We start from the raw sequence: 25,544 nt of genomic DNA, 5'->3' as shown, positions 1-25,544 counted from the left end.
ATTTCTAAAAAATATAAGAACGGAAATATTCTATGTCACAGATGTTAGCGCTTTTGATTGTAATGGTGATTTTATACCTGGGAGATGCAGTATCCGTGCGTACTAAAGCCTGGATCCCTTCTGTATTTGTCTGTGCGGTGTTGTTCCTGTTCGGCTACTGGACGTTTTTCCCGAAGGATATCGTCAGCCTGGCCGGTATCACACCGGCGGTAGCGGTGATGCTGATGTATCTGCTGATCACCAACATGGGGACGCTGCTCTCGGTACCTGAGCTGATGCGGCAATGGAAAACCATTGTGATCTCGCTATCGGGGATCGCTGGCATTATCGCCGCTGTGTTTGCGGCCTGTATGCTGATGTTTGATATGAATACTGCCATCGTGACCATTCCACCATTGGTTGGCGGCATCGTTTCGGCGTTGATCATGTCGAAGGGGGCAGCCAGTGCGGGCCTGGTCGATCTCTCGGTATTCGCTATCCTGATCTACGTAATGCAAGGGTTTGCCGGTTATCCGTTAACTGCCATCATGCTGCAACGGGAAGGTAAACGCGTGCTGCAAAAATATCGCAATGGCGAATGGCACGAGTCTGCCACGCAATTGCCTGCCGATAAAATGCCAACCACGGTCAGCGCGGAAGAAAAAATGCCGCGTATGTTTGGCCTGATCCCGGCCCATTACAACACCAGCTACTTCAAGTTTCTGCGCCTGGCGCTGGTAGGCTATCTGGCTTATCTGGTATCGGACCTGCTGGCCCCGGTGGTCACCATCAGCCCGTTTGTGCTGTGTTTGCTGTTTGGCGTAGTGGCCGCCACGATCGGCTTCCTGGAAAAACAGCCGCTGCAGAAGGCCAACGGCTTCGGATTTGCGGTGATGGGGCTGATGCTGTTTATCTTTGACACCCTGAACAGAGCAACCCCGGAAATGCTGCTGCGGCTGGTATTCCCGATGCTGGTGCTGATCGGCGTGGCGGTAGTGGGCATGTTTATCGTCTCGTGGATTGTGGGGAAATTCCTTGGCGTCAGCATGGAGATGGCCTTCGCGATCTCCCTGACGGCGATGTATGGCTTCCCGGCGGATTACATCATCACTAACGAAGCGATAACGGCGCTGACCAAAGACGAAAAAGAGCGTGAGATCCTGACGCACCATATGTTGGCACCGATGCTGGTCGGCGGATTTATTTCCGTGACCATGGTTTCCGTGGTGCTGGCGGGCGTTATGGTCGGTTACATCACCCCAATCGCAGGATAAGTCATGAGCTATGCAAATCAGCTGCGTATTCAGCAGCACCTGGAACAACTGGCCGAGTTCACCGCTACGCCGGGCGAAGGCACGACGCGTATGAGTTACAGCCCACAAGGCCAACAGGCGCGGGCTTATATCAAGGCGCAGATGGAGGCGGCGGGCCTCAACGTACGTGAGGACGCCATCGGCAATATCTTCGGCAAGAGTCAGGCGCAGGACCCGGCATTGCCGAGCGTGATGATCGGCTCCCACTTTGACTCGGTGCCTAACGGTGGTGCTTTCGATGGCCCTGCCGGAGTGGTGATGGGGTTGGAAGTGGCCAAGCTGTTCCAAGAACATCGATTATTGCCGCGTTACCCGCTAGAAGTGGTGGCGCTGGTGGAAGAGGAAGGGGCCAGCTTTGGTCGGGGTCTGCTGGCTTCCTGTGCGATTGCAGGTAAGGTGGATGCTGCAGAGTTGCACCGCCTGCGGGATAGCCAGGGGCAATCGGCAGCACAGTGCATGGCCCTGGTGGGGTTTGATGCCGATCGGGTGGCCAGCGTGGTGCGGGAGCCGCAAACCCTCAAGGCGTTTATCGAGCTGCATATTGAGCAAGGGCCGGTGCTGGAACAGGAAGGGGTAGACGTTGGCCTGGTAGACGTGATCGTCGGTATCACTCAGTTGGTTGTCACCATCACAGGTAAGGCCGGGCATGCGGGCACCACGCCGATGGATCGCCGCCACGATGCGCTGGTGGCCGCCAGCCAGGTGATCGCCCGCGTTGGCGATTTTGCCCGTGAGGCCGGTGATGAAACGGTCGCCACTACGGGGAAAATTCAGGTGTTTCCTAATGGAGCGAACGTGATACCGAGCAAGGTGATTTTCACCGTCGACATCCGTTCCAAGCGGCTGGATAAGCTGCAACAGGTGGTCGAGCAGACCAAAGCCTGTATCCAGCAGCAGGCCGGGGCGGGGATCGCCTGCCAGATTGAACAACCGTTGCTGGTAGAGCCAACGCGTCTGCACAGCGGTATCCACAGCCAGCTACAAAAACACAGCGAAGCGCTGGGCCTGAGCCACCGGACCATGGTCAGCGGAGCCGGGCATGATGCAATGATTTTTGCCGGGATCACCGACGTGGGGCTGGTGTTCGTGCCCAGCAAGGACGGCCTGAGCCATCACCCCGATGAGTGGACCGACTATGAGCAAATTCAGAAAGGCATCGACGTTATTTTTCAGACAGTAAAAGAGATCACAGAGGCCAGCAGTTATGACTAATCAAGCTATCGCGCAATCTATAAAAGCCCACGTGGAGGCGATGATTGCGTTCCGTCGCGATCTGCATGCTCACCCTGAACTGCCTTGGGAGGAGGTGCGCACCACTCAGAAGGTGGCGCAAGCGCTGGAGGAGATCGGTATTCCTTATCGCCTGACGACGCCAACGGGCGTGATCGCCGAGATTACGGGTGGGCAGCCAGGCAAGACTGTGGCCTTACGCGCCGATATGGATGCGTTGCCGGTGCAGGAACTCAACGACTCATTAAGTTATAAATCGCAGACCGACGGCAAGATGCACGCCTGTGGCCACGATGCCCACACCGCCATGCTGCTGACGGCGGCGAAAGCCCTGTATGAAAACCGTGAGAGCCTGCGTGGCAACGTACGGTTGATTTTCCAACCTGCCGAAGAGATTGCTCAAGGCGCGCGTGAAATGGTGAAGCAGGGTGCAATCGAGGGCGTAGATAACGCGTTTGGCATGCATATCTGGACCACCAGCCCATCGGGCAAGGTGTCATGTAATGTCGGCTCCACTTTTGCTTCTGCGGATTTACTGAAGGTGAAGTTCAAAGGGCGCGGCGGCCACGGCTCAATGCCAGAGGCCTGTGTAGATGCTGCGGTTGTCGCTTCTGCCTTCGTGATGAACGTGCAGGCGATCGTTTCCCGTGAAACCTCTCCGCTAGAGTCAGCGGTAGTGACCATTGGCAAAATGGAAGTCGGCACCCGGTTTAACGTGATTGCTGAAAATGCGGTGCTGGACGGCACGGTGCGCTGCTTTAACGTCGAGGCACGTGAGCGTATCAAGGCGGCGATTGAGCGTTACGCCGAGCATACCGCGGCCATTTATGGCGCGACCGCACAGGTGGAATACACCTACGGCACTTTGCCGGTGATCAACGAGGAGCGCAGCGCGTTGCTGGCACAATCGGTGGTGCGTTCGGCCTTCGGCGACGAGGTGCTGTTTGCCGAAAAACCGACGACCGGCGGTGAGGACTTCAGCTTCTTTATCGAAAATATCCCCGGCTGCTTTGCCCTGTTGGGCTGTGGCAACCCGGAGAAAGGCACCGATTGGGCGCACCATCACGGCTGCTTCAATATCGATGAAGACGTGATGGTGACCGGCGCCGAGCTGTATGCGCAGTATGCCTGGAGTTACTTGCAGCAGGATGCGTTTTAAGCCCGATAGCTTTATTGGGCAATATTGAGTGCGGTGATGCCTCTCACCGCACTTATTTAGTCCTCCGGTCCGCTCATCTCGCCGATAAAGTCCATTCTGTCACTGAGCCAGGTGTTCACTATCGCGTCGGCGGCTTTGGCCGCATCGCTGGCCGAGAAATGCTTCTCGGTTTGCAACCAGCCCATGGTCGCCAGACGTGCCGGTTCAATGGCGACAAGCAACTGCTCGCGTTGTGCTTTCGGCCAAACCTTATCGTCAGACCAACTGCGGATTAGCTGTGCAGGATCGTCCGTGGCTGGCGTGCGCTGGCTTGGCTTAAGGAAATCCTCGGGGGAGACGGTGGCGCGCAGGCGGAACATGGCCCAATCGGCATAGCTGGCAAAGCGGATGGTACCGGAATTCTCACTGGCCTTGCCAATCATCGGTTCTATTGACTTGGTAAGTTGCTGCCAGGCTGGCCGTTCAAACAGATCGCCCTGCGGTGAACAAATGGGGGCCTGTGAATCACGAGACGATCCATATAATGCCCCAAAGGCTTCATAAGCCGCTGCGCCCTGCTGTTTGAAGATGAAGCAATGCACATAGGGGCGGCCATCGGCATTTTCATACCCGGCTCGCTCAATGGTCATGCGCAATAGCGTTAAAACTGCAACATCATCGCCGGTTTTGGGATCGTTTTCGATATCACGTAACACTGATTGGGAGAATGTGTCGTCGTTCATCGCCTTGATCACGCTTTGATGCCTGGTTTCTACCTCGGCATCCGTGACCTTGCTGGTGGGGGCAAACTTATGCAGGTAAATCAACCAGGCGGAGGCCAGCGGGCCGCGATACTGCTGCAACTGCTGTGCCGCTGCAGCCGGGTCTGCAGGAATGTTGGCGATGATGTTATCTAGTGCCGAGGCGGCCTGCTTGGCGGTGTTCTGCAACTGGGCGGCGCGTTGGCTAAATAAATCGCTCAGGCAACTTTCCTGACCGTTGCAGGCATCCCGCTGCTTCAACCAGCTACGCTGCTCGGTGCGTAATGCGTCGGCCTGATCCCCTGGCAGGCTTGCCATTGCTAACCGGTAATTTTCGGTCAGTTGGCTGTCGAGGCTGCTCAGGTCTGGGCTATTGCAGATGCTATGCTCGATATCGCTGGTGGCTTTCTCACAATCGAAAGAAGCGGCGTGCGCTGCGGTGCTGGCCCCCAGAGTCAGGCTCAGGCAGAGCAACAAGCGCGATAAAGGATGGCCGGCGAATGTTGTATCACGGAGAGAGTTAGCACGTTGAAGCCTGGCGATCATGCTGAGTTCCTTTTGGTTGGGTCTTTAACTTTGCTCCATATTACTTTATTGCATCTATACAATATATTAGGTGTGCTTTTATTATGTTTATGCAATAACTCCATGGTAAGAAAGACAGCGTTGGCAGTTCTAACACCCAACACCGCCCCCCAACTCATCAACCCAGCGCAGCAAACCCAGAGCGGATTTCATCTTCCGGCAAATCGATGCCGATAAACACCATCGTGCTTTTGCACTCTTCTTCCGGCAACCATTCACGGTCCCAGTCGGCGTTATACAGACGCTGCACGCCCTGGAACAGCAGGCGGCGCGGTTCGTCCTTAATCGACAAAATCCCTTTGTAGCGCAGCAGGTTATCGGCGAACTTCAGCAATAAGCCTTCCATCACTTCGGAAATTTGCATCAGCTCCAGCGGTTGGTCGTGATAGACCACGATCGACTGGATGTTGTTCTGCGCCTGTGGAATGCGGCGGAAAAGCGGGGTAGGCGCTGCCACGTTGAGCTTGTCGTTAAGCACAAAGCCTTCGATATCAAATAGCACGCTGAGATCGATATCACCGTGCGTCACTTTATATACCGGTGCGCGGGCGTTCATCAGTTGCAAACGCTGGATCAGCGCTTCGTTATCCGTTGCCACATCTGTCTTGGTCAGCAGGATACGGTCGGCATACCCCACCTGGGCCTGCGAGATAGTGAACTGGTTCAACTGCTGATCGGCATGTACCGCATCCACCAACGTGATAATCCCGTCCAGCAGGAAGCGTTGGCCGATGACTTCGTGCGAGAAGAAGGTCTGGGTGATCGGGCCGGGGTCGGCCATGCCGGTGCATTCAATAATCAGCCGGTCAAACTCCAGTTGCCCCTTATCGACGCCGTCCAGCAGATCCAGCAGCGCGTCTGCCAGTTCGTTGGATTTGCTGCAACAGATACAACCGTTGCTGAGGGTAGTGATGCGGCTGGCGCGGTCGCCAATCAGCGCGTTATCAATTGGCACCTCACCGAATTCGTTCTCGATGACGGCAATCTTGTAACCGTGGTTTTCATTCAGAATGTGGCGCAGCAGGGTGGTTTTGCCCGCGCCCAAAAAGCCCGTCAGGATGGTGACTGCAATGGGTTTCATGCCTGGTCCTTGTACTTACTTAACTAGCAACAGCGCATACCGCCTTTGCCATCGCCACCGTAGCGGGCATCCTGGCGTTCGCGGAAAAATTCTTTATAGGTCATCACCGGCTTGTCCGGATGGTTGTCTTTCATATGCTGGACGTAGGTATCGTAGTCAGGCACGCCCACTAACATGCGTGCAGCCTGCCCGAGATATTTACCCGCCTGGCCGAGGTTTCCGAACATGGGTTCACTCCAAAGAAAAATACCCTACATAACGTATTATCATTATGCAGGGTATCCATCAAATCACCATCAGTGGTGCGACGAAACTTTGACGCCACCCTCAGGAACCGGCACGTATGGTGTCTCCTGATCGGTGCGTTTCGGGTTTTTGTGCGCCGCCATGGCGGTTTTAATACCGAAGAAGATGATGCTGTACACCACCAGCAGGAACAGGATGCTCAAACCGGCGTTGGTGTAGTTGTTCACCACGATATGGTTCATGTTGGCAACCTGCTGTACGGTCAGTTCAGCACCGCCCTCGGTGATTTTGTTTCTGTACAGGCTAGCCTGGTAGAAGAAGCCTTCCAACTGCGGATTGTCGCTGAACAGCTTGAGGCAAATCGCGTAGGTGGTACAGATCAGCAGCCAAACTGCTGGGATCACGGTCACCCAGATGTACTTGGTGCGCTTCATCTTAATCAATACTACGGTGCTCAGTACCAGTGCTACGGCAGCCAACATCTGGTTGGAGATGCCGAACAGCGGCCACAGGCTCTTGACGCCGCCCAATGGATCGACCACGCCTTGATACAGCAGGTAACCCCAAAGCCCAACGCAGCCGGCAGTACCGGCAATACCGGCCACCAGTGAATCGGTTTTCTTCAGGAATGGCACGAAGTTACCCAGCAAATCTTGCAGCATAAAGCGACCGGAACGGGTACCTGCATCCAGAGCGGTCAGGATGAACAGCGCTTCGAACAGAATACCGAAGTGATACCAGAAGCCCATGTTCGCGCCAGGGATGACCTGATGGAACACGTGAGCGATACCGACTGCCAGAGTTGGCGCGCCACCGGCACGGTTCAGTACCGAAGGTTCGCCGATGTCTTTGGCGGTTTGCAGGATCTGCTCTGGGGTAATCACAAAGCCCCAGGAACTGACGGTTGCGGCAGCATGCGCGGAGACATCACGCAGAGAGGCCATGATCATCGGTGCATCTTCGGTGCCCAGACGGTGCAGGTCTGGCATGGTAATGCCCAGTGCTGCCGGTGGGGTGTTCATGGCGAAGTACAGGCCAGGCTCGATGATAGAAGCCGCGACCAGTGCCATGATGGCAACGAAGGATTCCATCAGCATGGCGCCATAACCGATAAAGCGGGAGTCCATTTCGTTGGCCAGCAGTTTCGGTGTGGTACCTGAAGCGATCAGCGCGTGGAAGCCGGAAACGGCACCACAGGCAATGGTAATAAACAGGAACGGGAACAGAGTGCCTTTCCAGACCGGGCCGGTGCCGTCAATGAACTGCGTTACCGCAGGCATTTTCAGCTCAGGGTTGAGGATCACGATACCGATCGCCAGCCCGACGATCACGCCGATTTTCAGGAAGGTGGCCAGATAGTCACGCGGAGCCAGGATCAGCCATACCGGCAGCAGGGCAGAAACGAAGGCATAACCAATCAGCGTATAGGTGATGGTGGTGTCTTTAAAGGTCAGCGCCGGGCCCCAGTATGGGTCGTGGGCAATCACGCCGCCGAACCAGATGGAGGCGATCAACAGCACGATACCGATGACCGACACTTCACCCACCTTGCCTGGGCGCAGGAAGCGCATGTACACGCCCATAAACAGCGCGATTGGCACGGTAGAACAGACGGTGAACACGCCCCATGGGCTTTCGGCCAAGGCTTTCACTACGATCAGCGCCAGCACCGCGAGGATGATGATCATGATCAGGAAGCAGCCAAACAGCGCGATGGTGCCAGGGATTGGGCCCATTTCCTTTTTGATGATCTCGCCCAACGAAGCACCGTTACGGCGTGAGGAGATAAACAGCACCATAAAGTCCTGTACCGCCCCCGCCAGCACCACGCCGCCTAACAGCCACAGCGTACCGGGCAGATAGCCGACCTGTGCTGCCAGCACTGGGCCAACCAACGGACCCGCACCGGCGATTGCCGCAAAGTGGTGGCCGAACAGCACGTTTTTATTGGTGGGGACGTAGTTCAGGCCGTCGTTGTTTACCACCGCCGGTGTAGCGCGGGTGGCGTCCAACTGCATCACCTTGGTGGCGATGTAGAGGCTGTAGTAGCGATAAGCCACCAGGTAGACCGCTACCGAAGCAACGATGATCCACAGTGCACTAATACTTTCGCCACGGCGCAATGCGATGACACCCAGGCAGGAAGCCCCGAGTATCCCCAGCAGCATCCATGGGAGGTGTTTTAAAATCCCCTCGCGTTTCATGAGGTATCCTTATCCTATCTGCAAAAATTGAGTGATAAATCCGATTCTTAGATGTCGGACATTTAGCTGTAGCGTCTTCCCCTGGTTAGGGTCAGGTTTAGGAACAGCTCATCATTGCCAGGCTGGATAGGGAAAGACATCTGAATTTCAGCCAGCGGTTTTATACGCTGGCGAACGGTTGGAATGGCGGGGTGAGTGGTTTAGGCAGAAGTGTGAGTGGCGAAGGCGATCAGGTTTTGCTCCGTTTTGGCATTCGCCAACTGCTGCCCCATCCAAGGGCTGAAGGCCCAGGGGGCTGCCGTTACCGCAGCGATCAACGCGCGTAAATCAACCCAGTGGAAGTCCATCACTTCATCTGCTCTGGCTGCAACGGCACCCGTAGCCAATGCCGCGTAAACCGGGCAGATTTCGTTTTCCATAATGCCGGAGGCGTCTGTCTCGCAGTAGCGGAAATCGGGGCCGATGGCGGTGATCTGTTCCACGCTCAGGCCCACTTCATACAAACAGCGTTGCTCGATGGCGTGTTCGGTGCTCTCCTGCCACTGCGGATGGCCACAGACCGAGTTAGTCCAAACGCCTGGCCAGGCTTTTTTGCTCAGCGCTCGGCGGGTGATCAGCAACTCGCCTTGCGGGTTGAAGATCCAGGAGGAGAAAGCCAGATGCAGGGGCGTTTGTCGCTGGTGGGCCGCATATTTTTCCATCACGCCGGTGGGTTGACCTTGTTCATCAAGTAAAACGACATGCTGCTGGGTCATGAAAATTCCAATTTAATCGCGATGTACGACTATTACTATAACACCCGTGTCTCAATGTAGGGGGCACTTCATGCTGCACCCATTCAGCCTCTATTTCGCACCTCATCCCAGCTCAGTCCAAAGCGCGCCAGGTATTTACGCAGCCGGTCTGCATCGTTGGGCTGTTTTTTCTGCTGGCGCGAGACGGCAAACAGCTGTCTACCCGCTTCGGAAAGTGATGTGGAAGCTCGGCACACGTCAAGCACCGTTTCCAACTGGCTTTGCTCGAACAGATCGATAGCGGCAAGCTCGACAGGTAATTGCACGCTGGTGTTCCCCTGCCAATGGGATTTCAGCCGGGCGATTTCTTCATCGACCAAAGGCTGGTTGATGCGCCCTTGCTCTGCCAACGTTGCCATGCGTGCGATGGAAGATCCCAGCTCGCGGAAGTTGCCGCGCCAGACCGCCTGCGGGGAACGGGCAAAAGCCAGGTAACGCTGTCTGGCGTCTTTGTCGAAACGGACCTGCGTCTGGTTACTGCGAGCAAAGCGTTGTAATTCGTAATCGATGTTCGGCTCGATATCTTCGCGGCGCTCAGCCAGGCCGGGCAGTGGGAAGGTCCACATATTGATACGAGCGTATAAATCCTCACGGAAACGGCCTTGAGCTATCCAGTCGCGCATATCACGATGGGTGCCAGCAATCAGTTGGAAGTCGCTGCTGGCTTCTTTATCGGCACCAAAGGGGAAGAAGGTTTTTTCCTCGATGGCTTTCAGCAGCATCGCCTGTTCGTCTAACCCCAGTTCGGCGATCTCATCAAGGAACAGTACGCCGCCGTCGGCTTCACGCAGTAGGCCTGCTCGTGCCTGCAACGCACCGGTAAACGCCCCTTTCACATGGCCGAACAGGGTCGACATGGCGTTATCGCCGCGTAGGGTGGCACAGTTCACCGCGACAAAACGGCCTTTTACCAGATGGCGCGAATGCCGGAGTTGATAGATACGCTCGGCCAAAAAGGATTTCCCGGCTCCGGTGGGGCCGGTGAGCAGCATGGGCGCATTTGAACGCAGGGCGACGCGTTCAATCTGGTCGATCAGCGAGTTAAAGGTGGCGTTGCGCGTTTCAATACCGGCTTTGAGGAACGACACCGAGCGCTGGTGTTCATGTAGGAATCGGCTGGTGAGGGCGCTGTAGCGGCTGAGATCCAGATCGATCACCGAGTAAATCCCTTGGGGGGACGGGCGATCGGCTTTGTCACCGGGGGCGGTTTGCAGCAACTGGGCAGGCAGGTAGTGTGCCTCGGTTAGCAGGAACCAGCAGATTTGTACCACGTGAGTGCCTGTGGTGATATGCACCAGATAGTCTTCGTTCTCGGTATCAAACGGATAGCGGCTGGCGAAATCCAGAAAGGCGCTGTACACCTCTTCCAAATCCCAGGGATCCTTGAGTGCCACTTCCTGTAACACCACCTGAGTGGCTGGAGAAACCGCTACAATATCTTCCGACACCTGCTGCGCCATGCCTTTATCACGCGGCTGATGCAGCAGCTCCAGGCGATCGATCGGCAGATCGGGCTGCTGGCACAGACCCACCGTTGGCCGCCACTTGCTCCAGCGGTTTTCCCGTTTGCCACGTTTATCCAGCGTGGTGCCCAGCACACCGATCACGACTCTGCGCTTCATATTATCCCTTGCGATAAAATACTATCCTGAAAGATAAAATACCGGCTTGTTGGCAACATCACCAGTCATCTGTGATTAATTATTTATTAGTTAAATATCAATTAATTGTATTTTTAATGGGTGTTTTTGACCGAGTTGGCACGCTTTTCGCTATATCCACTACGTCAAAAGAAAAAGGATGACTAAAGAATGAAGAATAATTATGAGTTGATGGCACCGGTTAATAGCGCACCGATCAAAATGTGGACACAGGGCGTGCCCGTAGAGCCAGAAGCGCGTGAGCAGTTGCTGAATACGGCGAAAATGCCGTTTATTTTTAAACACTTGGCAGTGATGCCGGATGTGCATTTGGGTAAGGGTTCCACCATTGGTAGTGTGATCCCTACCCGTGGCGCGATTATTCCGGCGGCCGTTGGCGTGGATATTGGTTGCGGCATGATTGCGGTGCGTACTTCGCTGGTGGCCGCCGATCTGCCGGATAACCTGGCTGGGCTGCGTAGCGCCATCGAACAGGCGGTGCCGCATGGCCGTACCTCGACCCGTTCAAGAAGAGATAAAGGGGCCTGGGAAACTCCACCGCAAACGGTCGATCAGCATTGGGCCACTTTGTTGCCGCGCTTTAAGCGCTTGACCGACAAATATCCGCAGTTGCTGAAAACCAACAATTATCAGCATCTGGGAACGTTGGGAACGGGTAACCACTTTATCGAAGTCTGCCTGGATGAAACGCAGCAGGTGTGGGTGATGCTGCATAGCGGTTCCCGTGGCGTGGGGAATGCCATCGGTTCACTGTTTATTGCCTTGGCACAGCAGGATATGCAACAGCATATCGCTAACTTGCCGGATCGTAACCTGGCCTATTTCGAGGAAGGAAGCCAGCATTTTGACGATTACATGGAAGCCGTGGGTTGGGCACAGGATTTCGCCCGCCATAACCGGGAAGTGATGATGGAGCACGTGCTGGCGGCGCTGTCGCGTATCGTGACCAAACCGTTCACTACCCAGCAAGAGGCCGTGAACTGCCACCATAACTATGTGCAGCGTGAGACGCACTTTGGTGAGCCGGTGTTGGTGACGCGTAAAGGGGCCGTGTCTGCGCAGAAAGGCCAGATGGGGATCATCCCCGGTTCTATGGGGGCGAAAAGCTTCATCGTGCGCGGATTGGGAAACGAAGAGAGTTTCTGTTCTTGCAGCCATGGCGCAGGCCGCACCATGAGCCGTACGGCGGCAAAAAAACGCTTCACCGTGGCCGATCAGATCCGGGCAACCGAACATGTGGAATGCCGTAAGGACAGTGAGGTGATCGATGAGATCCCAATGGCTTATAAAGATATCGATGCGGTGATGGCGGCACAGTCCTCACTGGTGGAAATCGTCCATACCCTGAGTCAGGTGGTATGCGTAAAAGGATAACGTGATGGAACAGCTAGTAAACGGCGTGGATAGCGCCATGCGGGAAAGAGTCCGGCAGGTGCTGGGCGAGGTGGAAAAGCGTTACGACGTGCGGGTGCTTTATGCCTGCGAATCCGGTAGCCGCGGCTGGGGCTTTGCCTCGCCGGACAGCGATTACGACGTGCGCTTTTTGTATGTCCACCCGCCGGAATGGTATTTACGGGTGGAGCCACACCGGGATGTGATCGAACTACCAATCGATCATGAATTGGATGTCTGTGGCTGGGAATGGCGCAAGGCGCTTGGTCTGCTAAAGCGGGCCAACCCAACGTTGATCGAGTGGTTGGATTCACCGGTGGTATATCAGGAAGCCCCTGAGAGCGTTGCGGCGTTGCGAGGTGTAGTGCCTGAATGGTTCTCCGCGCAGCGGGCGCGTTGGCACTACCTGTCGATGGCCAGGAAAAACTTCCGTGGCTATTTGCAGGGGGAGCAGGTACGGCTGAAGAAATACTTCTACGTGCTGCGCCCGTTGCTGGCGGTGCGCTGGATAGAAGCGGGCAAGGGCGTGCCGCCGATGCGTTTTGACCAACTGTTGGCTGACACGGTGGAAGATCCGCTGCTGTTGGCGGAAATCCATGAATTACTGGCGGCGAAACGGCGCGCAGGCGAGGCGGAGTACGGCCCGCGTAGGGAAAGGATCCACGCGTTTATCACGCAGGAACTGACGGCGGATGCCCGGCAGGAAGCCTTGCCCGACAGCCCGGCCCGCAGCGACAAATCGCTGGATGAACTGCTTTATCGCACGGTGATGGTGTAATCCACCGGGGAGAAGGAAGGCTCCCCGGTAATGCAAATGTTAGTAGGGACCGCTCATGTTCGACCGAAGGGGCGCTGCATGATATGTCCGTTTAACAATATGCTGGCGAGCCGATGAATAAATGTCTGTAGTCTCGGGAGTCTGCGGATTTTGCCAGGGATTAACGGCGTCCGGGATGACCTTTTCCATGATCCTTCCCATACCCATGTTTATCACCGCCCTTGTGGTCACCTCTATTACCATGCTCCTTGCGGGGTGGCACTTTATGACCCTTATCGTCGTCACCATCACTTAGCAGTGCCAATGCGACCAGTGCACCTAGCCCGATCACCACACCGGTGATCGCGACCTCATCGTTGGTCATATTGGCACAACCCACCGTCGACAAACACAGCAAACCAATCAGCGGATTTCTCAAAGACTTAACCATGATCATTGATCCTTTTTACGGTCAGTTAGCTATCCATTCAAACTACCGATACCGTAGGACATCGCGATCGCGAGCTCAAGATAAGCTCAGGTAAATTAAGTGATAAGCTTCGTCAAGGAACTTGACGTGGATTGACATTAGCGGGAGAGAAGCGGGAGCCAAAGGGTAAAAAAGCCAGGTTGCCTGGAGACAACATGACACTATATTCTTCCCTCACCCCAGCGGTGTGGCGGTCAAACGCAGGCGTAAACCGTAGCACGTTCGATTCCCTCTCCTTGGGGAGAGGGTTAGGGTGAGGGAGAATAACGCTATTATTTCAACGCAATGCGGATCACGTCATCTGGAGCGGTGGCTTCTTTTTCACGGCTTGAAGCCTGCTTCACGCTCACGTACAGCGTCTTACCATCTGGTGACAGTGCCAGGCTGTTCGGATGCGTTGGCGTCTTGATGGTTTCCAACAGCTTGTAGCTCTTGGCGTCGATCACGCTCACGGTGCCCGCTTGGCGATGAGTAACGTACACTTCATTGCGCGCTGGGTTAAACAACACGGCCAGGGATTCCGGCACGTCGATCTTCTGCAGAATGTTGCCGTTGTTGGTATCAACAACCAGTACCTGCGGCTGCTTGGAATCGGTGATGAACGCACGGTGGGTTGCCGGATCCAGGCTGATATTCAGGAAGAAGTGCTCCTTCGACTCATCCAGCTTCTTACGTGACAGCACCTTGTTGGTTTTGGTATCGATAGTCACCAACTCGCCATCGGCATTGGTCACATACAGGCGGCTTGCCGCTGCATCCAGCGCCAGGCCGGTACCGTATTTACCGGTTTCGGTGATGGTGGTGCGCAGAGTCAGATCCTTGCCATCCACAACCCAAACCACGCTGGACTCGCCCAAGCCGGTGATATAGACGGTGTCTGTGGTCGCGTCTGCCACCAGCTCACGTGGGGCCAATGGTTTTACGGTATCAGAGCGTTTACGCGCATCCAGCACCAGGCGGCCTTTCACTTCGCCGGTTTTGCCGTCGATCGCGGTCAGCGAGTTACTGGTGGTGTTACCAAAATAGAGAGTATCGGTCTTGGTGTTGATGGCGGCACCGAACGGTTTGATATCATTATGAATGATCTGCGTGATATCCAGCGTTTGTGGGTCAAGGCGATAGACGATGCCGCCCTTATCCAGCTTGCGGCTCTGTGAAGTTGCCAGATACAGCGCATTCTCGCCCTGGCTGTACACCATCTCGTAAGCGCCTTTACCTACCGGCTTACGCAGCAGTTCCGTTTCTGTCTGTGCCAGTACAGAGGTGGAAAACATCAGGCTGCTGAGAAGCAACAGAGGGTAAACCGCACGTCCGCCAAACTTACGGCTGGTGGTCATCATAGCGTTCATAAAAGCTCCATTTGATCAAAATACAGGCCGCCACCGGGCTGCTGCTCGGTGGCTAAATCGGGCTCAACATTGAATCGAAAGCAAAATCTGGCCGGTAATGTCATTGCATGCGGCTCACTATATTTGTGAATGATAATCATTATTCTTACGGAAGGGGAGCACTTTTGTTGCTTGGGGCGATAAGAGTCACGTTTAGGTTAATCAGAGAGAGGAGAATATCCGGCCAGTGTCTACTCTTCGGTCAGGATCAGGCCCAGACGCTCGGCGGTCTTTTGGATAATTTGGCCAATGGCTTTATGGCTGAGGAGACGGCTTGAGGGTTCGGCTATCGAGAGTTCACTATCCATGACCCGTTGGCCGCCAAACAGGATCATGGCAAAATGATCGTCATTTCTTTTTGAGTACCACTTCATTCCGTCAACGTTATGATGCTGTTGATAAATAGCCTGTGACCAGGCTCGGGTTTGCGAGTATTCGAGCTGGGTACTGCCGATCAATTCATCGCGATCGATGCCCATATAGAGACAATCCTGTGCTCGGCAACTGACGACGTTCAGATCCCGCTCTGGTTTCAACTGGATGTAATGCATATGGGTAAATGGGCGTAAATCGAAAAATTCTGTTTTGCCTGTGGCGATCACATCGTGAAAAACCGATTCTGCGATAGCGGCCTCGCAACTGCTGGCCAGGTACATGGTGGGGATCAGATCCAAAGCTGCATCCCTGATAGGGCTGAAACGGGCTCCGTACTCATGGGGAAGCAATATTCTGCCGGGATTAAAACTGTCACCGGGGTACTGCGCATCATGGCAGCGATGTAACACCGTGCCTTTGGGAATGACTTCGATTCTTACCCGCAGGGTCTTGCCAGGGGTGGCTATCTTGCGGCCAAGAAAAACGGGTGAACCAAAATCTTCCTTTTTGGGCTCACCCTTCTGTTTAACTTTGTTCTGCTCCATCGACGATCCTTTTCGCTTCATATTCCGCCGCCGCAATCACATTGGCCGGATATGACTGCAACATTTCCATGGGACGGCGGCCAGCCAACAGGTTGTTTGACGTCGCGAACCATTGGGCAAGCCCCCAGCCGCGTTTCAGGTTTTTAAAGCTGGCGAGCAACACTGCCATCACGGGAAGAGGGCGATAGTTATCATCCAGCGCATAACGGGGAAAGAGTTGTGTTGCCCCTTTCTTCAATGAAAATATGCGGTTATGGCTTTTCCATTTGCTTGGCTGGGCCGAGGGATTCTCGGTAGCAAAGCCTGCCAGATGGGAAATCTGCTCTGCCGTGAGCCATTCGCTGGCCGCCAGGATGTGCTCACGCCCGCGCTCCACCTTGGAAATATCAACCAGGCCACTGTGATTGACGGGCTCTTGCGTATCCCGCGGAAGAATTATCCGGGCAGTGTCATCCGGATTGATTTGTTGCTCCAGGCTATGAAACATGGCTTCAAAACGTGTCTCGTCGATGTGGCAAACGTCGCCAGAATCATTTTCAGCTTCTCTAACCTGGCGGAGAGTTTGCAACATGATTTTCAGGTGTTCTTCAACCACACCGAGAGACGTTGAGTTGTCTATATCAACTTTCAGCTGAAAGAAAGGCTTCTGCGCCTTCATTTTCCTTTTACTGATGACCATCTGCAGCCCATCTTCCCTGATCCTGAGGCCATCTTTGTTGATGTCGATTTCTCGGGCCAGCATTCTTTTCTCCCGTTAGCTAAAGCTAACCGTTTTAACCATTCTAACCAAACTATCCTCAGTTATAGCAGGTTGTGTAAGAATTAACCAGAACAGATGCAGCAACATGATCGGTCGAAGTGTGGGCTTACAGTCTTATCGCACCAGCAAGCGCCTGGTCTGCGGCGGCTTTTTCCGCCAGATAACGGGCCGGAGGCTTACCTACCGCTTTACGGAACATGGTGACAAAACCGCTGGCGCTCTCGTAGCCGAGATCTAACGCCACGGTCTGGACGCTTTCCCCCTGCGTTAAGCGTTGCAGAGCCAGCATCACATGTAATTGCCGCCGCCAGTGGCCAAAGCTCATGCCCATCTGCTGTTGCAGCGTTCGGCTGAGCGAACGTTCGCTCATGCCAATGCGTTGCGCCCACTGACCCAGCGTGGATTTATCGGCCGGGTTGGCCAGCAGTTGCTCGGTCAATTGGCGGATGCGGGCATCATTGGACACCGGCAGGTGCAGGTTCTCCAGCGGCGCGGCGGCCAGTTGATCCAACAAAACCTTCGCAATGCGGCCTTCCGGACCCTCTTCCGGATAGAGAATATCGAACTGGCTGGCCTGCAACAGCAGTTCTCGCAGTAATGGAGATACCGTCAAGGTGCAGCAGTTTTGTGGCAAACCAGGGATGGCATCCTGCTCAACGAAGAGGCAATAGCACTCGCTTTGGCTGGTGGCGCGCGCGTTGTGGCTGACGTTACTTGGCATCCACAAGGCACATTGTGGTGGCACTAGCCACAGGCCATTTTCAACCTCGCAGCGGATCATGCCGCGCACCGTGTAAATCAATTGCGCCTTGCGGTGGCGATGATGGGTGCATTCCCAGTCTTTCTGCACGCTTGATGCCTGAACCGCGAAGATGGCGCGGGGCACGTTATCGATATCGGGTCTGGGATCCTGGCAAGTGGCTTTCATGAGAACAATTATCATATTGGCGTATTTGAGCAATATTATGTCTTGATTGTGCAATGTGGTCTAGCGCCAACGTCGATAGAGTAAGCGCCACTGGCGTGTTTTGTGGTAACACGCTCATGACCGACAACGCAGAGGAGAGGCCATGCATCAGGAAAATGTTATCAGTCAGCTTCTGGCCTGGATTGAGCAAAGCCTGGATCAGCCCTTGACGCTGGACAGCATCGCGGCCAAATCCGGCTATTCCAAATGGCATCTGCAACGGATGTTCAAGCAGCACACCGGCGAAGTGTTGGGGACCTATGCCCGGCGCAGAAGGTTGACGGCGGCGGCACGTGAGTTGCGCCTGACCAGCGCCACGGTGGCCTGTATCGCAGATAAATACCAGTTCGATTCGCAGCAGACCTTCACCCGTGGATTTAAAAAACAGTTTGGTTTGCCACCGGCGGCTTATCGTCGCAGCCTGGACTGGCCTAGTTATGGTTTGCAACCGCCGTTGAATATGACCCATGAGCCAATGCCAGAGGCGCAGATTATTGTGCTGCCTTCGATGAAACTAGTCGGCCATACTCAGCAGGGTAGCTGCACGTTGGGGCAATTGGGGCCCTCGAAAAAGCTGCTACGCCAACACGCCTGGCGGCATTTGCTGCATCCGGAACAGGAATTACCCACCGTCGCGTATGGCCTGATGAGCCTGAAGGCAGACACCCAGCAGCGGGATCGTCAACAGATGGTGTATACGGCGGCACTGCCAGAGGAAGAGGCGGCAGGTGAAACGGTGACGATCGAACCCGGAGAGTATGCCCGCTTTGCCTATCAGGGGCAGGTTGCAGGGCTCCAGAACTTTATCGCCCGGCTGTATGACACGGCCATTCCGCAGATGAATGCGGTACGGCGGCCAGGGCAGGATATTGAGCGTTTTTACCCGGCATTAGGCGTTTGCTACGGTGACGAGCAGGCGGCGATCAGCTGTGAATATCTTATCCCGATCCGCCGTAGCGAAGAGGTCAGTGGGTTACGCTAGGGCAGGAATTTACCAAAAGGACACTATTCCCTATATCCGGCTACAAAAAAGTGAGGTATTTGCGTTAGTAATGTTTCCATCTTGGCGGCAAGTGCACATATAATGCGCATCCGGTCAAACCAGGCCGGGCAGAACACATACCATTTTTAGCCAGTGCGGCCACCACTTTACTACGAAGATGAAAATGAGCATTCGCGCGTTATTAACCCTGTTTACCGCTCTGGTTGCATTCAGCCAGGCTGCCTTCGCCGTTGTATACCCTTTGCCCGCCAAAGACAGCCGTCTGGTTGGGGAAAATATTCAGATCACCGTGCCTGCAGACAGCAAACTGCCGCTGGAGAGCTTTGCGGCTCAATACCAGATGGGTTTGAGCAACATGCTGGAGGCTAACCCTGGCGTTGACCCGTTCTTACCGCTGCCAGGCAGCACGCTGACCATCCCACAGCAGCTGATCCTGCCTGACGCTCCGCGTGAAGGCATCATCATCAACAGCGCAGAAATGCGTCTGTACTACTACCCGAAAGGCACCAAGACCGTCGTAGTGCTGCCGATTGGTATCGGCCAGTTGGGTAAAGATACGCCGCTGGACTGGGTCACCACCGTACAACGCAAGAAAGCAGGCCCAACCTGGACGCCAACCGCTAAAATGCGTGAAGAGTACGCTGCCGATGGTGAAATCCTGCCAGCGGTATTCCCGGCGGGCCCTGATAACCCGATGGGTCTGTACGCCCTCTATGTTGGCCGCCTGTATGCGGTCCATGGTACTAACGCCAACTTCGGTATCGGCCTGCGTGTGAGCCACGGCTGTGTGCGTCTGCGTGCTGACGACATCAAATACCTGTTCGACAGCGTGCCAGTAGGCACTCGCGTGCAGTTTATCAACGAGCCAGTGAAGGTTTCCGTAGAGCCAGACGGTTCACGTTACCTGGAAGTACACAACCCGCTGTCTGCCAACGAAGATGAGCTGAAGTCGAAAGAGCCAGTGCCAATCACCATTACCGCGCCGGTAGGCAAAGTGCTGATGGATCCAGCCGTTGACCAGAGCGTCGTGGACGCGGCCATCAAGGCACGTTCCGGTATGCCGGTTAAAGTGAACTGATTTTTGCTATTGCGATAAAAAAGACGCTCTCGGGCGTCTTTTTTTATGGGAAAAACTCAGCGTATCCGCTTGGCCACCAGAGTGAACTTGTAATCTTCGCTCTTAAAGAAGTTGCGGCTGAACTCAAATACCGTACCGTCGTTGAGAAAACCGGTGGAGACCTTCTCAAGGATCGGTTTCTGCGGATCTATTCCTAACGCCTTCACCACATCTTCGCTTGGCATTACTGGGATGATCTCCTGCTCGCTACGGTCAATTACCCGCTTTTTGACCTGTTCGATGTAGTGATATTTGGATTTCTGCATCACCTCATAGCTGAGGTCGGGGAACAGTGCCAGAGGCATCCAGGTCTCTTCCAGCGTCACTGGTTTTTGCTTGATATAGCGCACCCGTTTGACGTAATACACCTTGTCTTCAGTGGTCAGGTGCAATGCTTCGGCGATGGTTGGGCTGGCCTTGGCGACTTCAAAGATCAGCACGTCGCTGTGGGTTTCCACGTTGCGATCCGCCAGCTTTTCATAAAAGCTGGTGAGCTGATAGATATCGTAATTCACCTTCTCTTCTTTGACGTACCAGCCGCTGCCCTGAATGCTCTCAATCACCTGTTCTTCGGTCAGTAATTTCAACGCCTGGCGCACCGTTACCCGGCTGACGTTGTACTGTTCGCGCAGTAAAGCCTCGGTCGGTAACGCATCGCCGGGCTTGAGTTCACCATCGGCAACCTGTTGGCGCAGGGTATCCGCAATCTGGCGATAAATAGGCTTTTTGCTCACGCTTTGGTGTCCCCGGCTGGTTGTTGGATCTGCTGCCCGCATTCTAGCCTTAGGCCAGGGATAAACAAACCAATAACGCCATATCTCGTTAAGTTGTTCTTAAATTGAATTAATACAAATTTAATACAAAAAATGCGTTGATTTGAAATTGATCACAAATTGGTGTGGCTTGTCTTGGTATGATCGCCGCCTGTTTATTGACGGAGCCGCCCTGGCTTCAGCGTGAGGATAAAGATGGACCTGAGCAGCCTGACCCACCCCAGCCTGATAAACCTGCAAGTGGCCTTTGCGGGGCGCGATCAGGCGATTCATCAGCTTGCCGACCAACTAGACGTGCAAGGCAAATTGCATGACAAAGCGGCGTTTCTCCGCGAGGTCTTTGCCCGGGAAGCGCAAGGCCCTACCGCGTTGGGGGAAGGGTTGGCGGTGCCCCATGGTAAAAGCGATGCGGTAAAGGAAGCGGCATTTGCCGTTGCCACGCTGAAAACGCCGTTGGAGTGGGAAGGGATCGATGGGCCGGAAAGCGTCAACCTGATCTTCCTGCTGGCGATCCCGCAGGCACAGGCCGGTACCACGCATATGCAATTACTGACCAGCCTGACGACGGCGCTGGTGGATGACGACATCCGCGCGGCAGTTCTAAATGCTCGTACGCCGGAACAGTTGTTGGCCCTGCTGGCTGGAGGGACGCCGGAATCTGCACCCAAACCGAAGGATGATACGCGGCCTACGGTGGTGTGCGTCACCGCGTGCCCGGCCGGTATCGCCCATACCTATATGGCTGCGGAATATCTTGAGAAGGCGGGGCGCAAGCTCGGCATCAACGTGTATGTCGAGAAACAAGGGGCTAACGGGATCGAAGGCCGCTTGACGGCGGAACAGCTAAATAATGCGACGGCCTGCGTGTTCGCTGCCGAAGTCGCGATTAAAGAAGTGGAGCGCTTCAACGGTATTCCCCGTATCGAAACGCCGGTCGCCGAGCCCATCAAGCACGCCGAACGCATTTTGCAGCAGGCATTGGCTGTGGGCCAATCCGCTAACGGTGCTGCGCGGGTGCAGCAGAGCGAAGTGCCGGTGCAGAAAAATAGCGTGAAGACCGAACTCAAACAGGCGTTACTCAGCGGCATCTCTTTTGCGGTGCCGCTGATTGTGGCGGGGGGCACGGTCTTGGCTGTTTCGGTTTTGCTGGCACAGATCTTTGGCCTGCAGCATCTGTTTGATCAAGAGAACTCCTGGTTGTGGATGTACCGCAAGCTGGGCGGCGGCATGCTGGGTATCTTGATGGTACCGGTGCTGGCGGCCTACACGGCGTATTCGCTGGCGGATAAACCGGCTCTTGGCCCAGGCTTTGCGGCCGGGTTGGCGGCAAACATGATTGGCTCCGGCTTCCTTGGCGGTATTGTGGGCGGCCTGATCGCCGGATATCTGATGCGCTGGGTGAAGAACCATGTGCGCCTCAGCCCCAACTTCAACGGCTTCCTGACGTTTTATCTTTACCCGGTGATTGGCACGCTGGTAGCGGGCAGCCTGATGCTGTTTGTGATCGGGGAGCCGGTGGCCTGGTTGAACAACAGCCTGACCGCCTGGCTTAACAGCCTGTCTGGTACCAACGCGCTGGTGCTGGGAGCGCTCCTCGGTTTTATGTGCTCGTTCGACCTCGGCGGCCCGGTGAACAAGGCGGCCTATGCGTTCTGCCTGGGGGCGATGGCCAACGGCGTGTTCGGCCCCTATGCGATCTTTGGCGCGGTCAAAATGGTTTCGGCCTTTACGGTCACCGCCTCCACCTTGCTGGCTCCACGGCTGTTCCAACAGTTCGAGATTGAAACCGGTAAATCCACCTGGCTGCTTGGCCTGGCAGGCATTACCGAAGGGGCGATCCCGATGGCGATCGAAGATCCCGTGCGGGTGATCGGCTCCTTCCTGGTGGGATCGCTGGTGACCGGCGCGATCGTCGGTGGGATGGGGATTGGCCTTTCGACGCCGGGCGCGGGGATCTTCTCGCTGTTTCTGCTGCACGATAATGGCCTCGGTGGCCTGCTGTCGGCAGCCATTTGGCTGGGGGCGGCGCTGCTTGGCACGGCGATCTCCACATTGGTGCTGATCCTTTGGCGGCGTCAGGCGATGAAGCAGGGCAAATACACCCTCGTTCAGCCGCAGTAAGTTGATTTCCCCTCACGCTAACCCTCTCCTTTAGTGAGGGGGGACTGATCGAGTGGATCTGAAAATTCGGTGACGCACCCTGGATAAGGGGGCGATCGAGTTTGCTGAGATTACCGCTTTACTGCCAAAAGAGCAGGAGTCATCAGCTCCCTGTGGGGAGAGGGTTGGGGTGGGGGACTTGGTTACGTCATCTTAGGAATTGATTATGAAAGCTGTATCACGTGTTCACATTACGCCGCATATGCACTGGGATCGTGAGTGGTATTTCACCACCGAGGAGTCACGCATCCTGCTGATAAACAACATGGAAGAGATCCTGACCCGGTTGGAAACCGATCCCGAGTACCGTTTCTATGTGCTGGATGGGCAAACGGCGGTGCTGGAAGACTACTTTGCCATCAAGCCAGAAAATCACGGGCGGGTGAAAGCGTTGGTGCAGGCTGGCAAGCTGATCGTTGGGCCGTGGTATACCCAAACCGATACCATGGTGGTGTCAGGGGAATCGATCGTGCGCAACCTGATGTACGGCATGCGCGACTGCCTGTCCTTTGGCGAACCGATGAAGATCGGCTATCTGCCGGACTCTTTCAGCATGTCTTCGCAGTTACCGCATATTTTCAACGGGTTCGGTATCACGCGCGCCATGTTCTGGCGCGGTTGCTCCGAGCGCCACGGTACCGACAAGACCGAGTTCCTGTGGCAAAGCAACGACGGCAGCGAAGTTGCGGCACAGGTGCTGCCGCTGGGTTACGCCATTGGTAAATACCTGCCCGAAGATGAAGCAGGGCTGCGCAAACGGCTGGACAGTTATTTCACCGTGCTGGAAAACGCCTCGGTTACCAAAGATATCCTGTTGCCGAACGGCCACGATCAGATGCCGCTGCAACAGAATATCTTCCAGGTGATGGCCAAACTGCGCGAGATTTATCCACAGCGTGAGTTTGTCATGAGCCGTTTTGAAGAGGTCTTCGAGCGGATCGAAGCCAGTCGTGAACGTTTGGCGACGCTGAAGGGCGAATTTAACGACGGTAAATACATGCGCGTGCACCGCACCATCTCGTCAACCCGCATGGATATCAAGATCGCCCACGCCGAGATCGAGAACAAGATCGTTAATATCCTCGAGCCGTTGGCGGCGATCGCCTGGTCACTGGGCTTTGAATACCATCACGGCCTGCTGGAGAAAATGTGGAAAGAGATCCTGAAAAACCACGCCCACGACAGTATCGGCTGTTGCTGTAGCGACAAGGTACATCAGGAGATCATGACGCGCTTTATTCTGGCGGACGACATGGCGGAAAACCTGGTGCGCTTTTACATGCGCAAGATTGTCGACAATATGCCGGTACAGCACGCAGATGCCGACAAACTGACGTTCTTCAACCTGCTGCCTTACCCGCGTGAAGAGGTGATCAACACCACCATTCGTATTCGTGCCCAGCAGTTCTCGCTGATGGATGAACAGGGCCAGCCGGTGGAGTATTTTATCCGCGCCGCGCGGGAGATCGATCCTGGGCTGGTGGATCGCCAGATTGTGCATTACGGCAACTACGATCCCTTTATGGAGTACGACATTCAGCTCTGTCGCCCATTGCCCGCGATGGGATATTGCACCCTGCATATTCATGCCAATCACGCAGGTCAACAACGCCAAGCTGCGGCGCAACCGGCAGAACTGTTGGAAAACGAGTATTACCGCATTGCCCTGAATGCCAACGGTACGTTGGATATTACCGATAAACAGAGCGGCTATCTCTATCAGCAGGTGTTGCAACTGGAAGATGGCTCCGACGATGGCGATGAGTATGACTATTCGCCTTCCCGTGAAGAGTGGTTGATCTATTCCACGCAAAGCGCAGTGGCTACCGCCATCAAACATGAGGCTTGGCAGAGTATCGCCACACTGGAACTGCGCATGGCATTGCCAGCCAATTTGCAACAGCGGGCGGAGCGGCGGAGCGACGGTTACCTGGATGTACAGTGCCAGGTGACGTTGGCGCACAACAGCCGCCGCATCGACATTGAGATGTGGCTGGATAACCAGGCCGACGATCACCGCGTGCGGGTATTGATCCCAACGCCGTTCGCCAGTGAAAGCGTGCTGGCGGATAACCAGTTTGGCTGCATTACTCGCCCGGTGGACGATCCGGCCATGGCCGTTTGGCAGCAAGAGGGCTGGAAAGAGGCGCCGATCCCGGTGTGGCAACTGATAAACTTTGCCGCCTTGCATGACGATCTGCATGGCATGGCATTGTTTACCGAGGGGTTGCGTGAGTTCGAGATTGTTGGTGAGCGCCGCGATACCTTTGCCCTGACGCTGTTCCGCTCGGTAGGCGTGCTGGGTAAAGAGGAATTGCTGTTGCGGCCGGGTCGCCCTTCCGGCATCAAACTGCCAACGCCAGACTCCCAGATGCGTGGCAAATTGCATTGTCGGTTCAGCCTGTTCGGTTTTGCAGGAGATCCGCACCAGGCGGGCGTGATGCAGCAGGCGCGGGCCTACGTCACTCCGGTGCGCTGTTACAACAAAATCCCGTTTGATGCGATGAAGCTTAATCTGGCGGCCTTCCGCACGCCGCTGCACTTTAGCCTGCTATCGATGCCAGAATCAGGCCCAGTATTGAGCGTGTTGAAGAAGGCTGAGGATGCCGATGCTTTGATTATTCGAGTGTATAACCCTTCGGAGCAGGTGTCGATCGGCGGAGCGTTAACGTTGGCGGCTCCAGCGCAGGAATGGCTGGAAACCGGTATGGACGAGCAACCGTTGCCACAGCAAGGCATAGCAAAAGGGGATTTCACTACCTTGGCGCCTTGCCAGTCGAAAACCTTCCGTTTTATCCGATAAGTACTGGCCAGAGGCGTGGATT

21 protein-coding genes are annotated in these 25,544 nt (G+C 55.2%); 9 read left to right on the top strand and 12 right to left on the bottom strand.

Annotated elements, in window-relative coordinates; all coding sequences use genetic code 11:
• Positions 1 to 32 precede the first annotated feature (32 nt).
• The 3 genes from A6U95_RS04805 to A6U95_RS04795 are packed head-to-tail and all read left to right on the top strand — an operon-like array spanning position 33 to position 3,681.
• Positions 33 to 1,253, top strand: a complete 1,221-nt coding sequence (locus A6U95_RS04805; RefSeq protein ID WP_065683677.1) for a hypothetical protein — start codon at positions 33 to 35, stop codon at positions 1,251 to 1,253.
• 3 nt (positions 1,254 to 1,256) lie between these two features.
• Positions 1,257 to 2,504 (top strand): Zn-dependent hydrolase, encoded by a 1,248-nt coding sequence (locus tag A6U95_RS04800; protein WP_065683676.1) that lies wholly within the window; start codon positions 1,257 to 1,259, stop codon positions 2,502 to 2,504.
• Complete coding sequence (locus tag A6U95_RS04795; protein ID WP_065683675.1) at positions 2,497 to 3,681, top strand: M20 family metallopeptidase; 1,185 nt, start codon at positions 2,497 to 2,499, stop codon at positions 3,679 to 3,681. Before A6U95_RS04800 ends, A6U95_RS04795 begins: the two co-directional genes overlap by 8 nt.
• Before the next feature lie 56 nt (positions 3,682 to 3,737).
• Here the strand turns inward: A6U95_RS04795 and A6U95_RS04790 are convergent, their stop codons facing one another.
• From A6U95_RS04790 to rtcR, 6 genes are all read right to left on the bottom strand, one after another.
• Complete coding sequence (locus tag A6U95_RS04790; protein ID WP_083196315.1) at positions 3,738 to 4,967, bottom strand: lysozyme inhibitor LprI family protein; 1,230 nt, start codon at positions 4,965 to 4,967, stop codon at positions 3,738 to 3,740.
• 157 nt (positions 4,968 to 5,124) lie between these two features.
• On the bottom strand, positions 5,125 to 6,087 hold the full coding sequence (gene yjiA, locus A6U95_RS04785; protein ID WP_065683674.1) for a GTPase: 963 nt from the start codon (positions 6,085 to 6,087) through the stop codon (positions 5,125 to 5,127).
• A gap of 23 nt (positions 6,088 to 6,110) precedes the next feature.
• On the bottom strand, positions 6,111 to 6,314 hold the full coding sequence (locus A6U95_RS04780) for a YbdD/YjiX family protein (protein WP_021179159.1): 204 nt from the start codon (positions 6,312 to 6,314) through the stop codon (positions 6,111 to 6,113).
• Positions 6,315 to 6,383: 69 nt separating this feature from the next.
• Positions 6,384 to 8,537: a carbon starvation CstA family protein gene (locus A6U95_RS04775; protein ID WP_024531182.1), complete on the bottom strand. Its 2,154-nt coding sequence runs from the start codon at positions 8,535 to 8,537 to the stop codon at positions 6,384 to 6,386.
• A 200-nt stretch (positions 8,538 to 8,737) separates the two neighbouring features.
• On the bottom strand, positions 8,738 to 9,292 hold the full coding sequence (idi, locus tag A6U95_RS04770) for an isopentenyl-diphosphate Delta-isomerase (RefSeq protein ID WP_065683673.1): 555 nt from the start codon (positions 9,290 to 9,292) through the stop codon (positions 8,738 to 8,740).
• 83 nt (positions 9,293 to 9,375) lie between these two features.
• Entirely contained in the window at positions 9,376 to 10,953 is a 1,578-nt protein-coding gene (gene rtcR, locus A6U95_RS04765) for an RNA repair transcriptional activator RtcR (protein ID WP_065683672.1), read from the bottom strand.
• 189 nt (positions 10,954 to 11,142) lie between these two features.
• Here rtcR and A6U95_RS04760 point away from each other — a divergent pair, with 189 nt between their 5' ends.
• Both A6U95_RS04760 and A6U95_RS04755 read left to right on the top strand, forming a co-directional pair.
• The gene (locus tag A6U95_RS04760; RefSeq protein WP_065683671.1) at positions 11,143 to 12,366 is read left to right on the top strand and encodes an RtcB family protein; all 1,224 of its coding nucleotides are present in this window, start codon (positions 11,143 to 11,145) and stop codon (positions 12,364 to 12,366) included.
• 4 nt (positions 12,367 to 12,370) lie between these two features.
• Positions 12,371 to 13,162 (top strand): nucleotidyltransferase domain-containing protein, encoded by a 792-nt coding sequence (locus tag A6U95_RS04755; RefSeq protein ID WP_065683670.1) that lies wholly within the window; start codon positions 12,371 to 12,373, stop codon positions 13,160 to 13,162.
• Positions 13,163 to 13,322: 160 nt separating this feature from the next.
• Here A6U95_RS04755 and A6U95_RS04750 read toward each other — a convergent pair whose 3' ends face one another.
• The 5 genes from A6U95_RS04750 to A6U95_RS04730 all read right to left on the bottom strand — a co-directional run bounded on the left by A6U95_RS04750 (position 13,323) and on the right by A6U95_RS04730 (position 17,627).
• On the bottom strand, positions 13,323 to 13,592 hold the full coding sequence (locus A6U95_RS04750) for a hypothetical protein (protein ID WP_037435676.1): 270 nt from the start codon (positions 13,590 to 13,592) through the stop codon (positions 13,323 to 13,325).
• A 311-nt stretch (positions 13,593 to 13,903) separates the two neighbouring features.
• Positions 13,904 to 14,980, bottom strand: a complete 1,077-nt coding sequence (locus A6U95_RS04745) for a YncE family protein (protein WP_065683669.1) — start codon at positions 14,978 to 14,980, stop codon at positions 13,904 to 13,906.
• 230 nt (positions 14,981 to 15,210) lie between these two features.
• A complete protein-coding gene (locus A6U95_RS04740) occupies positions 15,211 to 15,939 on the bottom strand; it encodes an RES family NAD+ phosphorylase (RefSeq protein ID WP_065683668.1) in 729 nt (242 codons plus the stop codon).
• A complete protein-coding gene (locus tag A6U95_RS04735) occupies positions 15,920 to 16,681 on the bottom strand; it encodes a hypothetical protein (RefSeq protein WP_065683667.1) in 762 nt (253 codons plus the stop codon). Before A6U95_RS04735 ends, A6U95_RS04740 begins: the two co-directional genes overlap by 20 nt.
• A gap of 124 nt (positions 16,682 to 16,805) precedes the next feature.
• The gene (locus tag A6U95_RS04730) at positions 16,806 to 17,627 is read right to left on the bottom strand and encodes a helix-turn-helix transcriptional regulator (RefSeq protein ID WP_065683666.1); all 822 of its coding nucleotides are present in this window, start codon (positions 17,625 to 17,627) and stop codon (positions 16,806 to 16,808) included.
• 142 nt (positions 17,628 to 17,769) lie between these two features.
• On the opposite strand from A6U95_RS04730, the gene A6U95_RS04725 reads away from it, so the two are divergent.
• Together A6U95_RS04725 and A6U95_RS04720 are read left to right on the top strand one after the other, a co-directional pair.
• Complete coding sequence (locus tag A6U95_RS04725) at positions 17,770 to 18,648, top strand: helix-turn-helix domain-containing protein (RefSeq protein ID WP_065683665.1); 879 nt, start codon at positions 17,770 to 17,772, stop codon at positions 18,646 to 18,648.
• A gap of 178 nt (positions 18,649 to 18,826) precedes the next feature.
• The gene (locus tag A6U95_RS04720; RefSeq protein WP_024485479.1) at positions 18,827 to 19,747 is read left to right on the top strand and encodes a L,D-transpeptidase family protein; all 921 of its coding nucleotides are present in this window, start codon (positions 18,827 to 18,829) and stop codon (positions 19,745 to 19,747) included.
• Positions 19,748 to 19,803: 56 nt separating this feature from the next.
• Here the strand turns inward: A6U95_RS04720 and A6U95_RS04715 are convergent, their stop codons facing one another.
• Positions 19,804 to 20,520: a GntR family transcriptional regulator gene (locus tag A6U95_RS04715; RefSeq protein WP_024527265.1), complete on the bottom strand. Its 717-nt coding sequence runs from the start codon at positions 20,518 to 20,520 to the stop codon at positions 19,804 to 19,806.
• Between the two features lie 234 nt (positions 20,521 to 20,754).
• On the opposite strand from A6U95_RS04715, the gene mngA reads away from it, so the two are divergent.
• Both mngA and mngB read left to right on the top strand, forming a co-directional pair.
• On the top strand, positions 20,755 to 22,680 hold the full coding sequence (gene mngA, locus A6U95_RS04710; RefSeq protein WP_065683663.1) for a PTS 2-O-a-mannosyl-D-glycerate transporter subunit IIABC: 1,926 nt from the start codon (positions 20,755 to 20,757) through the stop codon (positions 22,678 to 22,680).
• 205 nt (positions 22,681 to 22,885) lie between these two features.
• Positions 22,886 to 25,522 carry a mannosylglycerate hydrolase gene (gene mngB, locus A6U95_RS04705; RefSeq protein WP_065683662.1) on the top strand — a complete coding sequence of 879 codons (2,637 nt, stop codon included), beginning with the start codon at positions 22,886 to 22,888 and terminating at the stop codon, positions 25,520 to 25,522.
• The last annotated feature ends 22 nt before the right edge of the window (positions 25,523 to 25,544 follow it).

It is taken from the genome of Serratia sp. 14-2641 (assembly GCF_001692375.1).
GTDB classification, from domain to species: domain Bacteria; phylum Pseudomonadota; class Gammaproteobacteria; order Enterobacterales; family Enterobacteriaceae; genus Chania; species Chania fonticola_C.
Note: the sequence above shows the minus strand (reverse complement) of the source record. Positions and strands in the feature narration are given on the sequence as shown.

Bases quoted from the DNA above. Each gene is read 5' to 3' on its own strand.
- idi (WP_065683673.1), bottom strand. From the start codon at position 9,292: ATGACCCAGCAGCATGTCGTTTTACTTGATGAACAAGGTCAACCCACC.
- A6U95_RS04775 (WP_024531182.1), bottom strand. From the start codon at position 8,537: ATGAAACGCGAGGGGATTTTAAAACACCTCCCATGGATGCTGCTGGGG.
- rtcR (WP_065683672.1), bottom strand. From the start codon at position 10,953: ATGAAGCGCAGAGTCGTGATCGGTGTGCTGGGCACCACGCTGGATAAA.
- A6U95_RS04805 (WP_065683677.1), top strand. From the start codon at position 33: ATGTCACAGATGTTAGCGCTTTTGATTGTAATGGTGATTTTATACCTG.
- A6U95_RS04760 (WP_065683671.1), top strand. From the start codon at position 11,143: ATGAAGAATAATTATGAGTTGATGGCACCGGTTAATAGCGCACCGATC.
- A6U95_RS04755 (WP_065683670.1), top strand. From the start codon at position 12,371: ATGGAACAGCTAGTAAACGGCGTGGATAGCGCCATGCGGGAAAGAGTC.
- A6U95_RS04720 (WP_024485479.1), top strand. From the start codon at position 18,827: ATGAAAATGAGCATTCGCGCGTTATTAACCCTGTTTACCGCTCTGGTT.
- mngB (WP_065683662.1), top strand. From the start codon at position 22,886: ATGAAAGCTGTATCACGTGTTCACATTACGCCGCATATGCACTGGGAT.
- A6U95_RS04800 (WP_065683676.1), top strand. From the start codon at position 1,257: ATGAGCTATGCAAATCAGCTGCGTATTCAGCAGCACCTGGAACAACTG.
- A6U95_RS04740 (WP_065683668.1), bottom strand. From the start codon at position 15,939: ATGGAGCAGAACAAAGTTAAACAGAAGGGTGAGCCCAAAAAGGAAGAT.
- A6U95_RS04745 (WP_065683669.1), bottom strand. From the start codon at position 14,980: ATGAACGCTATGATGACCACCAGCCGTAAGTTTGGCGGACGTGCGGTT.
- A6U95_RS04795 (WP_065683675.1), top strand. From the start codon at position 2,497: ATGACTAATCAAGCTATCGCGCAATCTATAAAAGCCCACGTGGAGGCG.
- A6U95_RS04780 (WP_021179159.1), bottom strand. From the start codon at position 6,314: ATGTTCGGAAACCTCGGCCAGGCGGGTAAATATCTCGGGCAGGCTGCA.
- A6U95_RS04725 (WP_065683665.1), top strand. From the start codon at position 17,770: ATGCATCAGGAAAATGTTATCAGTCAGCTTCTGGCCTGGATTGAGCAA.
- A6U95_RS04730 (WP_065683666.1), bottom strand. From the start codon at position 17,627: ATGAAAGCCACTTGCCAGGATCCCAGACCCGATATCGATAACGTGCCC.
- yjiA (WP_065683674.1), bottom strand. From the start codon at position 6,087: ATGAAACCCATTGCAGTCACCATCCTGACGGGCTTTTTGGGCGCGGGC.
- A6U95_RS04790 (WP_083196315.1), bottom strand. From the start codon at position 4,967: ATGATCGCCAGGCTTCAACGTGCTAACTCTCTCCGTGATACAACATTC.
- A6U95_RS04735 (WP_065683667.1), bottom strand. From the start codon at position 16,681: ATGCTGGCCCGAGAAATCGACATCAACAAAGATGGCCTCAGGATCAGG.
- A6U95_RS04750 (WP_037435676.1), bottom strand. From the start codon at position 13,592: ATGGTTAAGTCTTTGAGAAATCCGCTGATTGGTTTGCTGTGTTTGTCG.
- mngA (WP_065683663.1), top strand. From the start codon at position 20,755: ATGGACCTGAGCAGCCTGACCCACCCCAGCCTGATAAACCTGCAAGTG.